Here is a 14,975-nt window from a genome sequence, read left to right on the forward strand (position 1 = left end):
CTTGATATGTAACCGGTTACACATTATGATGTGTTTGTAAGCGTTACCAAAAAGGAGAGGTCGAGATGGCAACAATCAAACAAGTGGCCAAACGGGCGAACGTTTCTGTCGCGACCGTGTCCCGTGTCATGAACAATAACGGCTATGTGAGCGCCGAAGCCAGGGAAGCCGTCGAGCGGGCTATCGCCGAGCTCGACTACGCCCCGAACCGGGTCGCGCGTTCGTTATTCACCAAAACATCGGGGCTCATCGGATTGATTATGCCAGATATCACGAACCCGTTCTTCCCACAGTTGGCCCGTGCGATTGAAGACGTGGCCAATCAACACGGTTATCAGGTCGTCTTGTGTAACACGGACGAGCAACTGGCGAAAGAGCAGTCGTATTTGGTCGCGCTTCAGACGATGCATGTCGATGGCTTGATTATCACGACGAACCATTCGGACAACCCGAACTATGAGAAGTTAGATGTGCCGATGGTCGCGCTCGACCGAATCGTCAAGTCTGGCATTGACGCCGTCATCTCAGACGGGTATGAAGGCGGTCGGCTGGCGGCGGAGACGCTGTTGGATTGTGGGGCGACAAGGCTTGCTCATATCGGCGGACCCGAACAGCTTCAGACGGTGAAGCGACGGACGGATGGGTTCCTTGACGTCGCAGGAGATCACCTCGTCGGCATGACGCATTCGAGTTTCACGTTCAAAGAAGCACTCACGGCGGCGCAAACGCTGTTTGATGAGCATTGGCCATTCGATGGATTGTTCGCCGCCAATGACGTCATCGCGGCTGCAGTGTTACAGGAAGCGGTACGTCGGAATGTGCGTGTGCCGCAAGACTTGCAAGTCATCGGTTACGATGGCATCGAGCTCGGGGAGATGACATCGCCGCCGCTCACGACGATCTCGCAACCCATCTACGAGATGGGACGCCGAGCGACCGAGCGACTCCTCGACTTGATTGAGAAGAAAGAGACCGTTACGAAAGAAATCTTGTTGCCCGTCACGTTGACGGAGCGACAGACGACGATCCGAAAGGGGCATGACACATGAAGCGAATTGTGGTCATCGGGAGTGTATCGATGGATTTAGTGGTCACGACAGACAAACGTCCACAGGCAGGAGAGACCATCATCGGACAGGCATTCCAGACGGTACCTGGAGGAAAGGGTGCCAATCAGGCGGTCGCGGCCGCGCGACTCGGGGGACGAGTTGAGATGGTCGGATGTGTCGGGTCCGATGAATTTGGGCAACGCATTCGCCAAAACTTTGAACAGAACGGCGTCGGGACGCACCACTTACGGACGCTTGACGGCGAAGTGACCGGGACGGCGCATATCGTGCTCGCCGAAGGCGATAACTCGATTGTCGTCGTCCAATCGGCGAACAAGCAGGTCGTCTTCACGGAAGCCGAGCTCGAACAGCTACTCGATGACGATACGCTTGTCTTGCTCCAGCTCGAGATTCCGATTGCGACGGTCGAACAAGTGAGCGCGTACTGTCGCGCCCGCCACATCCCGGTGCTGTTGAATCCGGCTCCGTCACAACCGCTCACGGATGAGCTGCTCGAGCATGTGACCTACGTGACACCGAATGAGCACGAGTGCCGTGACTTGTTCGGAGACGTCCCGCTCGATGAGGTGCTGCGACGCTATCCGAACAAACTGATTGTGACCGAAGGGGTCAGAGGTGTCCGTTTCTTTGATGGCGAGATGGTTCATCAGATTCCAGCGATTCAAGCCGATGTCGTCGACACGACGGGGGCGGGAGATACGTTCAACGGTGCCCTCGCAGCGGCCCTCATGGAAGGAAGCGAGTTACGTGAAGCGGTACGCTTCGCCGTCGTCGCTTCGGGGTTGAGCGTAGAAGGCTTTGGGGCCCAAGGCGGCATGCCGAATCGAAATGACGTCATGAGACGATTGGAGCGAGTGTGATGAAGAAACACGGGATTTTGAATAGCCATTTGACTAAAATCTTTGCGGATTTGGGCCATACGGACACGGTCGTCATCGCGGACTGCGGACTACCGATTCCAGACGGCGTGGCGCGGGTCGATTTGGCGCTTCGTCTCGGTGAGCCGTCATTCCTCGATGTATTGGATGCGGTCGAGGCCGATATGGTCATCGAACAAATTACAATCGCAGATGAAATTTTCACAGCGAACGAACCGATCGCCAAAGCGTTGACCGACCGATTCGAGACGGTGAACACATGCTCGCATGAAGCGTTCAAACGTGAAGTCGAACAGGCAAAAGTCGTCATCCGGACGGGGGAAGCGACTCCGTATGCGAACGTCATTTTACATGCCGGCGTCATCTTTTAAGGAGGGGTTCGATGCACATCCAATTGAAAGACATCCATAAGTCGTTCGGTCCGGTCAGTGTATTGAAAGGTGTCGACTTCGAACTGTTGCCCGGTGAAATCCATGCCTTGATGGGCGAAAACGGGGCCGGTAAATCGACGCTCATGAAAGTGATGACCGGGCTTCATCCGCTCGACGAAGGGGAAGTCGTCATCGATGGTGCCGTTCGACAGTTCAAACATCCGAAAGAAGCCGAACGAGCGGGGATTGCCTTTATCCATCAAGAGTTGAACATCCTACCGGAACTGACGGTCATGGAAAACTTATTCCTCGGACGGGAGTTGACCGGTCCGTTCGGTGTCATCAAACAGCAAGAGATGAAACGACGGGCACGAGAGTACTTAGCGGAACTGAACGTGTTCATGGAAGTCGATCAACTCGCCAAACATTTATCTGTCGGACAACAACAGATGATTGAGATCGCCAAAGCGCTCATGACGGATGCGAAAGTCATCGTCATGGACGAACCGACCGCTGCGCTCACCGACCGCGAGATTCGCGCGCTGTTCTCGGTATCGCGGGCGCTCCGGGACCAAGGCGTGTCGATCATCTATATCTCGCACCGGATGGAAGAGATTTTTGAACTATGTGACCGCATCACCGTCCTTCGCGACGGCGTATCGATCGGGACACATCGCATCAATGAGACATCGTTTGAAGAAATCGTCAAAGAGATGGTCGGGCGAGAGATCGGGGAACGCTATCCGGAGCGGAACGCGACCATCGGCGACGTCGTGCTCGAAGTTGATGGATTGATAGGTAACCGGTTCCACAACGTCTCGTTCGATGTTCGAGCCGGTGAAATCGTCGGATTCTCGGGACTCATGGGAGCCGGACGCACCGAAGTGATGCGTGCCTTGTTCGGAGCTGACCGGGCCAAAGCGGGCGTCGTCAAATTGAACGGAACCGAAATTCGGATCAAGCAACCGGCTGACGCCATCCGACACGGCATCGCCTTTTTGACGGAAGACCGGAAAGGCGAAGGGTTGTTGCTCGACTTCACGTTACGTGAGAACTTATCGCTGCCGACGCTCGATAAACGAGCGAAAGGGACGATCATCTCACGGCAAACGGAAGAACAGTTCGCGGACGGCTATTTGAAAAAGCTACGCGTCAAACATCATTCGATGGAGCAGAAAGTGAAGTCGCTCTCGGGCGGGAACCAACAAAAAATTGTCCTCGGCAAATGGCTCGGCGCCGAGCCGGACGTCTTGATTCTCGATGAACCGACGCGTGGTGTCGACGTCGGGGCGAAAAAAGAGATTTACACGATTATGAGTGAGCTCGCCGAGGCGGGCGTCGCCATCATTATGGTGTCGTCGGATTTACCCGAGGTACTCGGGATGAGCGATCGGATTGTCGTCATGCGAGAAGGTGTCGTCACGGGGACGTTGGCCAAAGACGAGGCGACACAAGAAAAAGTCATGACTTATGCGACAGGAGGACAATGATATGGAATTGAAAGCAGCGACTGCATTAGGTCGGCCGCAAAAACTCGGTTGGGGACAAAAGCTCGGACCGTTGTTCGGATTGCTCGCCATCATCGTTGTGGTGACAGCGCTCGAACCAGGTTTTCTCTCATTGAACAACATCTTTAACGTTCTACGCCAAGTCTCCATAAATGCCTTGATTGCGTTCGGGATGACGTTCGTCATTTTGACAGGCGGCATCGACTTATCGGTCGGTTCGATTCTCGCTTTGTCGTCGGCGTTCGTCGCCGGCATGATGGTCGACGGGCAACACGCGGTCATGGCAATCGCGCTCGGATTGATCGCCGGGGCTGTGCTCGGGGCGTTCAATGGCGCCGTCATCACGTATGGAAAAGTCGCCCCGTTCATCGCGACGCTGGCGACGATGACGATTTATCGGGGGTTGACGCTCGTCTATACGGACGGGCGTCCCATCACCGGGTTAGGTGATTCGACGTGGTTCGAACTGCTCGGACGCGGTTACTTCTGGATCATCCCGGTGCCAGCCGTGACGATGTTGATCGCCTTCGGTGTGTTGTATTTCATCTTGAAAAAGACGACGTTCGGTCGTCACACGTACGCGATTGGCGGTAACGAGGAAGCTGCCAAACTGATGGGCATCGGGGTCAACAAAGTGAAAGTCTTGATTTACTCGTTGTCGGGTACGCTCGCGGCACTCGCCGGTATCATTTTGACATCACGTCTCAATTCGGCCCAACCGACGGCCGGGACGTCCTATGAACTCGACGCCATCGCAGCGGTCGTTCTCGGGGGAACGAGTCTTGCGGGTGGACGAGGCTGGATTGTCGGGACGCTCATCGGGGCGCTCATTATCGGAACGTTGAACAACGGCTTGAACCTTCTTGGCGTCTCATCATTTTTCCAACTCGTCGTCAAAGGGGCCGTCATTTTATTCGCAGTATTGCTCGATCGAAAACAAAACGCGTAATCATCGAAAGGGGAAAACAGAAGATGAAAAAATGGACAGCTTGGCTACTCGTATTGACAATGGTCGTCATGGCAGCTTGTTCGACGGAACAACCGGGGACAAGTTCGGAGCAAGAGACGAAAGACGGGGACTTCAAAATCGGGCTCTCAATTTCCACATTAAACAACCCGTTCTTCGTCGCCTTGAAAGACGGGGCGGAAGAGCAAGCAACTGAACTCGATGCGACACTTACAGTCGCCGATGCACAAAACGATGCAGCCAAACAAGTGAGCGACGTCGAAGACATGATTCAAAAAGGCATGGACTTGATTCTCATTAACCCGACCGATTCGGAAGCTGTCGGTGCAGCCGTTCAAAGTGCGAACGATGCCGGCATCCCGGTCATCACGGTCGACCGCAACGCTGAGTCGGGCGACGTCGTCGCGCACGTCGCGTCAGATAACGTCGCCGGCGGAAAGCTCGCGGGTGAATACATGGTCGAACTCGTCGGGGAAGGCGGGAAGGTCGTCGAACTCGAAGGAATTCCAGGCGCATCAGCGACACGTGACCGTGGTCAAGGATTCAACGAAGCGATTGACGAAAAACTTGACGTCGTCGCCAAACAGTCAGCTAACTTTGACCGGGCCCAAGGGTTGACGGTCATGGAGAACATCTTGCAAGACAATAAAGATATCGTCGCCGTGTTCGCTCATAACGATGAGATGGCGCTCGGTGCCGTTCAAGCGTTGAACAGTGCCGGCTTGAATGATGTCAAAGTCATCGGGTTCGATGCGACGGATGATGCGGTCAAAGCCGTTGAAGACGGAACAATGGCGGCCACGGTCGCGCAGAAACCGACGGAGATTGGGAAGCTCGGTGTTCAAGCCGCGGTGGACCATTTGAAAGGGGAGACAGTGGAAGAAAACATCCCAGTCGACCTCGAGTTGATCAAATAATATGAACAGCCGACGCATTCGAGGTGCGTCGGCTGTTTTTATGCTTGTTTAACAGGTTGGAGTGCTTGAACGACTTCGTCTTTGATTGTGACGCCGCTGGCTTCGAGTTCGGCGATTTTATCGGCGAACTGTGGCAAATACGCTTTATGGGTGATGAGCAGTTCATCGAGCACCCGTTTCGCGGTCTCGCCGCTCGGGATGAGCGGATTGATGATGAACGCTTGGAGGGCGAGTCCATAGTCTCCGGTCACGGCCGCTTCTTCGACGCACAGCTCCATGTTCTTCATAACCTGGAGCCATCCTTTCTCGGCCGGGGCGAGCGCGCCGAACGCGATTGGTTTCGCGCCGGTCGCACCGATATAGGCCGACACTTCGACGACGTCGTCCGGGGCGAGGTCCGGGACGGCCCCGTTGTTCTTCGTCGAGACGACGATGTGCGTGTTCTTATTGGCGTAAATCGAGGCGATCGTCTCACACGCCGCATCCGAATAGTGGGCGCCACCGCGTTTAGACAGTTGTTCTGGTTTATGGTCGAGATTCGGGTCTTTGTACAGTTCGAACAGTTCCGCTTCCGTCTGTTTCACTTGCTCGGCCCGCGTGCCGACGGCCGGGTCGCGATATTCTTCAAGCATGTGGGCGAGCATCTCTTCGGCACGATAGTAGTATCGGTGATAGCCGCAAGGGATCATGTTCATCTGTTGCAGTTGTTCTTGGAAGAACGGCATGTCATGAATGTTGGCTGGAATCCCCGAATCGCCGTCGTACATCTTGTCGATGATGTCGCGTGTCACGTCATGTCCGCTCACGTCGTGGACGCGATGCCAGTGGAAGTGGTTCAATCCGGCGAATGAGTAAATCAACTCTTCCGGTTTCTTGCCGATCAGTTCCGGTTCTGCCATCATCGCATTGACTGGCACGTTGCACAGTCCGATCACTTTGTCCCATTTGCCGTAACGGATGACCGCATCGGTCACCATTCCGCTCGGATTCGTGAAGTTGACGAGCCATGCGTCCGGACAGAGCTGTTTCATGTCTTCGACGATATCAAGGATGACAGGAATGGTGCGGAACGCCTTCAAGATGCCACCGGCCCCGTTCGTCTCTTGCCCGACCATACCGTACGAGAGCGGAATCCGTTCGTCTTTGATTCGGGCGTCGAGCAAACCGACACGGAATTGGGTCGTGACGAAGTTGGCGTCTTGTAACGCTTCTTGGCGGTCGAGTGTCAAGTGGACTTTGACGTCATAAGGTGAAGCGTCCCACATCCGCTGCGCCATCTGTCCGACGATGTCGAGCTTTTCTTTCCCGGCCTCGATATCTACGAGCCAAATCTCGCGGATTGGTAACTCTTCATACCGCTTGATGAACCCTTCCATCAATTCTGGTGTATAGCTGCTGCCGCCCCCGATGGTGACGAGCTTGATTCCGGTTGTCATACGAATCTCCTCCTTGTTTGTTCACAAAAAAATCGAGCATGTGTAAACGGAATGTGATGCTCGAGTTGTATCCTGTTGTCCACTTTAGTATAGAATAGAGAGAAATTAACACAATGGATTTCGAGATAACTCAGAAAGCGTTTACAAAATAAAACAAAGTTCGATTATTTTTTGTGAATGTCATTCACGTGAGGAGCTGGCTTATGCTGTTGACTGAAAAAATGAAACAGGATGGATTCTCGCCGTCGGAACGAGACGTCATCGACTATTTATTCGCAGAGCGGGAGCGCATCCACGACCAAACGATGAAGCAAATCGCGGCGGCGACGTACACGCACCCGTCCATCCTCAGCCGAATCGCCGCAAAGTTAGAGTTCACCGGCTGGGTCGAGTTGAAGGAACAATTTTTGGAGGAAATCGAGTATTTGAACCGGCATTTCTCGGACATCGATGCCAACGAACCGTTTGCGGCCGGCGACCAGTTGATGGTCGTGGCGAACAAGCTGGCGGCGCTCAAACAGATGACGATTGAGGATACGCTGTCGTTGCTCGATCATGAGGCGTACGAACAGGCCGTGACGATGTTAAGTGAGGCGCGGCACATCAAAATCTTCTCTGCGATTCATAACTTGTCGCTTTGTCATGACTTCAAATCGAAGATGAATCGCATCGGCAAACAAGTCAGCTTGTGTGAAGTGGATGCCGAGTTCGAGGCGGCCAACTCCGATGAAACGACGTGTGCGCTCCTCATCTCGTATACAGGGGAGAGCGATTACACGCTTGGACTGATCCCTTATTTGAAAAAACGGTGCGTCCCGATGCTCGCAATGACGAGTCTCGGGGAGAATGCCATCTCGAGCCAGGCGGATTGTGCGCTTCGTTTGACGACACGGGAGCGCCTCTATTCCAAAATCGGCAGCTTCACATCGAACGATTCGATTCATTGCCTGCTCGACCTGCTGTATGCGGGTGTGTTCTCGAAAGACTATGCGGCGAACATGGCGTATAAAGTGCACATCTCCAAACGGTTCGATCATCGCAAGATTTCAAGTGAGGTCATGCAAGAAGAAGAGCATCCGTTCACGTGAACGGATGCTCTTTGCGACGTACATATATCAGATAGCTGATGAACAAGACGAGACCAAGCAATGTCATCGCCGTTGTGATTCTAAAGAATGGCGGACGATATGTCAGTTCGACCTCGTTTCGTCCTTGATCGAGCTGGATTGCACTGAACGCATAATTGGCCGGTAAGACGTCACGGGCTTCTCCGTTGACGGAAGCGCGCCATCCGCGTTCAAATGGTACAGGGAGAACGGCATACGTTCCAGGCTCGGCGTCCTCGATGGTGAAGTCGAGGTCCGGGCCATCCCAAGTGACCGGGATATCAGGACGCTGATTCGTCTCTTGCAACACATTGGTGAGCGTCGCATAATCTTCCCACTCGACGGTCACGTTTTCGAGTGCATATGTGCCTTCGGGAAGACGTAACGGGATGCGCTCGGACATCGGTGTGCGGAGCGTCATCGATGTGAGGTCGGTCCGGTAAATCGACGCCTCAGGTTTACGCGTCGTCCGGTATCCACCTAGTTTGATAAAAAACCCGTCGCCTTCGAGCTTTCGGATATTGAATGAGACATACAAGTCTCCGGTCGCTGTTGCGGGGACGTCAGGGATCAAGTCGATGCCACCGTCGTCCATTGTGACGCGGAGCGTTTCAGCCTCAAGTTCGGCGTCGGTAGCCTCCATCGTAAAGTTGAGCGATTGGGCCGGTAATGGTGCTTCGTTGCCATCTTCTAAAATGACACCGGTCAACATCGCTTGTTCGCGCGTTAAGATCGAGGCGTCTTTCAGAGCATCTTGACGATATGTGGACGTCGTCGTCCGGACGAACGGGAGGCGTGTCTCGCTTTCATAGACAGCATATCGGTCACTCTCGGCGAGCAAGGTAAAACCGTATGGTGCTTCACTCGCCACGTTGTTATGGCGCATCCAGTACGGACTCGATAATAAGTGATGCAGGTTGGCGCGATTGCCGAGCGTGCCGTATCGGCTTACGCTCTCCCGTCCCATATCAATTTCGAGGTCGCTCCAATAGAGCGTCAACAGGTTCCCGTTCAATATGCTCGAGTATAGGCTAGTCCCGAGAAACGACTGGACGATAGGTGTGTTGTTGCGCAAAGGGACCATCCAATCGAGTCGTTCGAGCGGGGCGGCATCGTCTTGTACAAGCGCAAGAAGTTCACGTTGTTCGGCGCTGTCATAATCGGAACTGTTCACGAATGACTCGTTCGTCTTAACGATGGCTTGATCGTGAAGCACGAGTTTCGTATAGCCGTTAAAGACGATGAGGCACGAGGCGAGAATGATGTATGGCGCGAGGAGGGGTTTCCACCAAAGCGACGCCACGGTGACGAGCATCAATCCAAAGATGACGAGACCGACAGGCCATGTCACATTCCCGAACAGACCGAACAGGAGATAGAACACAATTGTGCCAATAGCGGCAGTAAGGAACGCATTTCTTTCAAACCGCCAATGCGATAAACCGACAGCTGCCGCACCACCGATTGTAAAGCTCGCAAGATATTCCCAGCGATATTGCGGGGCCGAGAAACCGTTGAAGAAACTTCCGACGTGTGGGCTGAAATGGAGTGCTGTGAATAAAAGACTCATCGCCGCAAAGAGACGAAACGCCGTCTGGCGATAGAGGGGTCGATATAGCGCGAACAGGATGAAGACGGCCGGAATGATGAACAGGCGGCTATCGTACAAAATGTTATCGAATCGCACCAGGTCAATCTCGTGCTCGAGAGACGGTCGCTCATTTTGCAGAAATCCATACGTCGCGGGAATGAATGCGAAAGCGCTAAGAAGCAATGCGAGCACACCAGAACCACTATATAGCAGCCACTGTTGCCGGCGTCTGAGACGGTCTTCCGGGAAGTGGATGAACTGGCGGAACACGACGTAGACAAAGACGAACACCAAATTGATATACGCAAAGTAGAAGTTGTTGACGAGCATGAGCGCGCTGATGACGATGAAAAAGTCGGCGCGCCCAAGCCGGATAATGCGCTCGAGCCCGATGACGAGGAGCGGAACCCAAAGAAAGGCGTCTGCGAAAAACTCCCAAAACGTCACATGGCGAATATACATGACAGATACCCCGTATAGGACGGCACCCACGAAGGCGTGAAATGTTCTGACGTGGAACAGCCGATACGCGTATGTCGCTAACAAAAGGACGACGGCGAGACGGATGATGCTGACGACGAGGGTAAGCTGTAACCACAGCTCGAGGTCTGGCGTGATGAGTCCGAGTACGTCGAACAGTGAGACGGCAGCGACCGTGAGCCAAAACACGACCGACGTCGCATAGTAATAGGCGAGCTGCGTGATGATTCCACCGCCAAAGCCGAAGTCTTCCGCATAGACGAGGTTTCCTTTATGGAACGTCTCGTACAGGAAATGTTTGAACGGGACCATCTGCGATAATCCGTCATTCGTCCCAGCGATGTAACCACCTTGCGACTGATAATAGATGAAAAAGGAATGGGCGACGGTGGACACGAGTAAAGCGGCAGCGATGAGCAATCCTTTTTTCATATGGCGGAGTGCCCCTGCTTCAAAATCTTACTCGTGACGATGAACGTCGCCGGTACGGCGATGAAAATGGCGAACAGGGGGGCGATGGCAGTCGACACCCGGAGCTGTTCGACGAGCACATAAATACAGACGGTCGTGACCGTGAAATTGACGACTTGTGTCAGCGGGAACTGCAAAAATTTACGTAGCGTCGGTTTGACGTTGAACGTGAAATAGCTGTTTAAAAAGAAAGAGGCGACCATGCTGAGCGTGAACGCCACCACATGAGAGACCCCGTAGCTGATGTTCCATACGTGATGAAACAGCATATAAACGACGTAGTAATTGAGGGTGTTAATTCCCCCGATGACGATGAATCTTATAAACTCTGCCTTCCGATTGTTCATTCACACTCTTCCTTTGCATATTAGTCTCTTGAATCAAATAAGCGGGACGTTGTTTCGTCTCGAAATAGATGCGTCCGACATATTCACCGATAATCCCGAGACTGACGAGTTGAATCCCTCCGAGCAAAAGGATGGCCGAAATGAGCGTGAAATAGCCTGGCGTTTCGACGCCGTCTTGAATAATCCCGAATAGCGTGAATAAAATATACAGCATCGACAGGACCAGGATTGAGACCCCGGTGAAGAAGCAGAAGCGGAGTGGTTTGGAGTTGAACGAAATCAAGCCGTCGACGCCGTAATTGAATAACTGACGAAACGACCATTTCGTCTCTCCGTTTTGACGAAGGACGTTCTGATAGGTGATGATTTTTTGTTCCATCCCAATCCAGGAGAACAACCCTTTTGAAAAGCGCTGATTCTCGTTCATCCGGAGAATTGCATCGATTGCATCACGACTGAGCAATCGGAAGTCACCGACCCCGTCTTCGAGTTCAATATCGACAATCTTATTGATTAACGTGTAGTACGTTTGGGACGCTAACTTTCGGAGACCGCTCTCGCCGGTTCGGTCACGTTTGGCGATGACTTGATCGTAACCTTCCTCGTAACCGGCCACCATTTGCTTAATCAAAGTGGGCGGATGTTGCAGGTCCGTGTCCATGATAATCGATGCGTCACCGGTGACGTGTTGCAGACCTGCGAGGATAGCGGCTTCTTTTCCAAAATTTCGTGAGAACGAGACGTAACGCGCTTCGGGATGCTGTTTCGCCAATCGTTTGATGGCACCGAGTGTATCGTCTGAGCTCGCGTCGTCGATAAACACGATCTCGTAGCCATATGGCGTTCCTTCAAATTGTTCCTGAATCGCTTTAAAAATGAGTGGAATGTTTTTTTCTTCGTTATAGGCGGGGAGGACAAATGAGATGATTTTCATGAAGAAAAACACTCCTTTCTACACAGTTCGAATAATACCTCTCTTCCCTTAATCAGATAGGGTCAAGCGTAGCCCCACAGTTTCCCATAAAAAACATCCATCCGGACTCCGGATGGATGTGTCGTTAGTCGAGCGAACGCAACAGCGCGCGTACCGGGCTACCGTCACCTTTGACGATCGGGAGCGGCACGGCGTTCAATTCGTAATCACCAGGGGCGATATGGTCGAGGACGAGTCCTTCGAGAATATGGACCCCGTTGCGTGCGAGCGCGTGATGCGCCGCCATCTCTTTACTGTCAATCGCATCGACTGACGGCAAATCGAGACCGATCAAGTAAATCCCGAGCTCGCCGAGGCGGTCGGCGAGTGAAGGCGTAAGTTCAGGGATATGGCTCGGGAACTCCTGCTTATTCGGCCAGCCGTCCGTCTTTAAAATCAATCGTTCGACGCCGGTCAAGTCAAAACCGTCCAAGTCCGTCGCCTCGATTTTTTCGCGGCCGGGGAGATGGATGACTCGGGCCGGGCCGATATAGAGGCCGGGATCAAGGTCGATGACGCGCTGTCCGGCGTCGTCGAAATGAAACGGGGCATCGATGTGCGTGCCGGTGTGCAGGCTCATCGTCACTTTCCCGACGTTGACCGAACCGCTGTCGGCCATCGGCCAGGCAATCTCGTAACGGAACGCCGTGTCGCCGGGCCATGTCGTGATTGAATCTTCGAGCGGTTGCGAAACATCAATCCATGTCATCGTGTTCATCCTCCTCACAGTTTTGTCCGGACGGTCCAAAGTTCAGGGAAGAAGCGATGGTCGAGGACACGTCGCAAATAGTTGACGCCGGACGAGCCGCCGGTTCCCATCTTTTGACCGATAATCCGCTCGACCGTGCTCATATGGTTAAAGCGCCACATCTGCTGCTGGCTGCCGATATCGAGCAGTTTCTCTCCGAGCTCATACAAGTCCCAGTACTTGTCCACGTCCCGGTACACCTCGGCCCAAGCCGCTTCGACGCTCTCGTTCCATTCCCAATCTTTCGTGACGTCCCGGTTGAGCACGGCGTCATCGATGGCAAGGCCACGGCGGTGCATTTCGCGGACGGTCATGTCATAGATGCTCGGTGCCTGTAGCGACGCCTCGAGAAGCGGATACAGTTTCTCGTCATGGGCATAGACGCTGAGCGTGCGCGCGTTCTTAAAGCCGAGCGCGAACTCGATTTGGCGATTTTGGTACGATTGGAAACCAGAAGACGAACCGAGTTTGTCGCGGAACTCCAAATATTCAGCCGGAGTCAATGTCGCGAGGACGCTCCACGACTGGATGAGCTGTTGTTGAATCTTCGAGACGCGGGCGAGCATCTTGAACGAACGCTCGAGCTCTCCCGTCTCGATTGCGGTCACGGCCGCCGTCAGTTCATGCAAAATCAATTTCATCCAGAGCTCACTCGTCTGATGGATGATGATGAACAGCATCTCGTCATGATGGTCCGATAAGCGGTGCTGACTCGATAAAATCGGGTCGAGTTGCAAATAGTCACCGTACGACATATCTTTCGAAAAATCTGTCTGAATCGACTGCTCGACTTTATGTTCAATCCGTTCACTCATATCGATTCTCCTTAGGCCACGACTTCGCGGACGTTCTCGAACGCCTCGTATTCTTTGTTTTCCATAATTGTTTGTAACGTCATCACGACATCGTACACATCGGTGAACGTGTTGTAGAGCGCGACCGGCGCCAAACGGATGATGTTCGGGGCCCGGAAGTCCGGGATGACGCGATGCTGTTTGAGTGCTTTACAGATGCGGGCCGCCTCCGGATGCTCGAGGCTCAAGTGGGCACCACGCTGCGTCTCGCTACGTGGACTGCCGATGACGAAGCCGTACGGCGCGAGCACTTCGTCAATCAGTGTGGTCATATACGTCGTCAAGGCGAGCGATTTCTCGCGGATGGCGTCCATGCCGACCTCGTTGAACATCTCGAGGGCGCCAAGTTGCGGGGCCAGGCTCAAGACGTGCGGGGTCCCGATTTGGAACGCTCCTGCGTGATCGGCCGGTGTCATCGTATGATCCATATCGAACTGTTTATCTTTGCGTGAGCCGAACCAACCAGCAAGGCCGGGCGTCGTCCCGAAGTGACGCTCGTGAACGAACAGACCACCGACGCTGCCAGGTCCGCCATTCAAATGCTTATAGTTGCACCAGTAGGCGAAGTCGACACCCCAGTCATGGAATGCGTGCGGGATGGCGCCGACTGAATGACAGGCGTCAAAGCCGATCAAGATGTCTCGCTCGTGTGCCGCCTTGGCGAGACGGGCCATATCGAGGATTTGTCCGCTACGATAGAGGACGGTCGGTAAGACGATCAAGGCGATGTCATCCGTCATCGCCGCGATGATGTCTTCTTCTTTCAAGTAGCGTCCGTCTGGGCTCGAGACTTGGACCAAATGTTCGGCCGGGTCGAGTCCACGGAGTTCGAGTTGGCTTTTCAAGGCATAGATGTCAGATGGAAATGTGAGCGTGTCAGCTAAAATCTTTGTCCGCTTGCCTTCCGGTTTAAAGAACGAGGCGACGAGTTGGTGCAAGTTGACCGTCGTCGACCCGGTGACCATCACTTCTTCGGCTCTCGCTCCGATGAGCGGGGCGTTGAGCGCGGCCAATTGTTCCGATAAGTTGAACCATGGATGGCGTCCCGACATCCAACCATCGATTCCAAGCTCTTTCCAATCGTTCAGCGATTCGAGGAGCGTCTGTTCGGCCCGTTTCGATAACAGACCGAGCGAGTTCCCGTCCATATAAATCCCGTCTGTCGGCAAATAAAATTCTCCCCGGTATGGTGCGAGCGTGTCGCTGGCGTCGCGTGTTTCCGCGTACGTCCGTGTGAAATCTTGAGCCATATCATTTC

Annotated in this window: 14 protein-coding genes; 7 read left to right on the forward strand and 7 right to left on the reverse strand. The window is 53.7% G+C overall.

Annotation, left to right across the window (positions count from 1 at the left end):
* Positions 1-65 precede the first annotated feature (65 nt).
* Genes NMQ00_RS01365 through rbsB form a run of 6 tightly spaced genes read left to right on the forward strand, consistent with a single transcriptional unit; the run spans position 66 to position 5,711 of the window.
* The gene (locus NMQ00_RS01365) at positions 66-1,049 is read left to right on the forward strand and encodes a LacI family DNA-binding transcriptional regulator (RefSeq protein ID WP_255177597.1); all 984 of its coding nucleotides are present in this window, start codon (positions 66-68) and stop codon (positions 1,047-1,049) included.
* Positions 1,046-1,930 carry a ribokinase gene (gene rbsK, locus NMQ00_RS01370; RefSeq protein ID WP_255177598.1) on the forward strand — a complete coding sequence of 295 codons (885 nt, stop codon included), beginning with the start codon at positions 1,046-1,048 and terminating at the stop codon, positions 1,928-1,930. The genes NMQ00_RS01365 and rbsK overlap by 4 nt, the downstream gene beginning before the upstream one ends.
* Positions 1,930-2,319 (forward strand): D-ribose pyranase, encoded by a 390-nt coding sequence (rbsD, locus tag NMQ00_RS01375; protein WP_255177599.1) that lies wholly within the window; start codon positions 1,930-1,932, stop codon positions 2,317-2,319. The genes rbsK and rbsD overlap by 1 nt, the downstream gene beginning before the upstream one ends.
* An 11-nt stretch (positions 2,320-2,330) precedes the next feature.
* Entirely contained in the window at positions 2,331-3,809 is a 1,479-nt protein-coding gene (locus NMQ00_RS01380) for a sugar ABC transporter ATP-binding protein (RefSeq protein ID WP_255177600.1), read from the forward strand.
* 1 nt (position 3,810) lies between these two features.
* On the forward strand, positions 3,811-4,776 hold the full coding sequence (locus NMQ00_RS01385; protein ID WP_021065942.1) for an ABC transporter permease subunit: 966 nt from the start codon (positions 3,811-3,813) through the stop codon (positions 4,774-4,776).
* A 23-nt stretch (positions 4,777-4,799) separates the two neighbouring features.
* Positions 4,800-5,711, forward strand: a complete 912-nt coding sequence (gene rbsB, locus NMQ00_RS01390) for a ribose ABC transporter substrate-binding protein RbsB (RefSeq protein ID WP_255177601.1) — start codon at positions 4,800-4,802, stop codon at positions 5,709-5,711.
* A 38-nt stretch (positions 5,712-5,749) separates the two neighbouring features.
* Here rbsB and NMQ00_RS01395 read toward each other — a convergent pair whose 3' ends face one another.
* The gene (locus tag NMQ00_RS01395) at positions 5,750-7,147 is read right to left on the reverse strand and encodes a 6-phospho-beta-glucosidase (protein WP_255177602.1); all 1,398 of its coding nucleotides are present in this window, start codon (positions 7,145-7,147) and stop codon (positions 5,750-5,752) included.
* 203 nt (positions 7,148-7,350) lie between these two features.
* On the opposite strand from NMQ00_RS01395, the gene NMQ00_RS01400 reads away from it, so the two are divergent.
* On the forward strand, positions 7,351-8,235 hold the full coding sequence (locus NMQ00_RS01400; RefSeq protein WP_255177603.1) for a MurR/RpiR family transcriptional regulator: 885 nt from the start codon (positions 7,351-7,353) through the stop codon (positions 8,233-8,235).
* Here the strand turns inward: NMQ00_RS01400 and NMQ00_RS01405 are convergent.
* From NMQ00_RS01405 to kynU, 6 genes are all read right to left on the reverse strand, one after another.
* A complete protein-coding gene (locus NMQ00_RS01405) occupies positions 8,228-10,756 on the reverse strand; it encodes a YfhO family protein (protein ID WP_255177604.1) in 2,529 nt (842 codons plus the stop codon). The two genes, NMQ00_RS01400 and NMQ00_RS01405, sit on opposite strands and share 8 nt — an antisense overlap.
* Positions 10,753-11,064: a GtrA family protein gene (locus tag NMQ00_RS01410; protein ID WP_369696448.1), complete on the reverse strand. Its 312-nt coding sequence runs from the start codon at positions 11,062-11,064 to the stop codon at positions 10,753-10,755. Before NMQ00_RS01410 ends, NMQ00_RS01405 begins: the two co-directional genes overlap by 4 nt.
* Before the next feature lie 25 nt (positions 11,065-11,089).
* Positions 11,090-12,076 (reverse strand): glycosyltransferase family 2 protein, encoded by a 987-nt coding sequence (locus NMQ00_RS01415; protein WP_255177606.1) that lies wholly within the window; start codon positions 12,074-12,076, stop codon positions 11,090-11,092.
* Between the two features lie 124 nt (positions 12,077-12,200).
* On the reverse strand, positions 12,201-12,824 hold the full coding sequence (gene kynB, locus NMQ00_RS01420; protein ID WP_255177607.1) for an arylformamidase: 624 nt from the start codon (positions 12,822-12,824) through the stop codon (positions 12,201-12,203).
* Between the two features lie 14 nt (positions 12,825-12,838).
* Entirely contained in the window at positions 12,839-13,678 is an 840-nt protein-coding gene (gene kynA, locus NMQ00_RS01425; protein WP_255177608.1) for a tryptophan 2,3-dioxygenase, read from the reverse strand.
* A gap of 11 nt (positions 13,679-13,689) precedes the next feature.
* A complete protein-coding gene (gene kynU, locus NMQ00_RS01430; RefSeq protein WP_255177609.1) occupies positions 13,690-14,967 on the reverse strand; it encodes a kynureninase in 1,278 nt (425 codons plus the stop codon).
* Positions 14,968-14,975 lie beyond the last annotated feature (8 nt).

Source organism: Exiguobacterium aurantiacum, from assembly GCF_024362205.1.
Classification (GTDB): Bacteria; Bacillota; Bacilli; order Exiguobacteriales; family Exiguobacteriaceae; genus Exiguobacterium; species Exiguobacterium aurantiacum_B.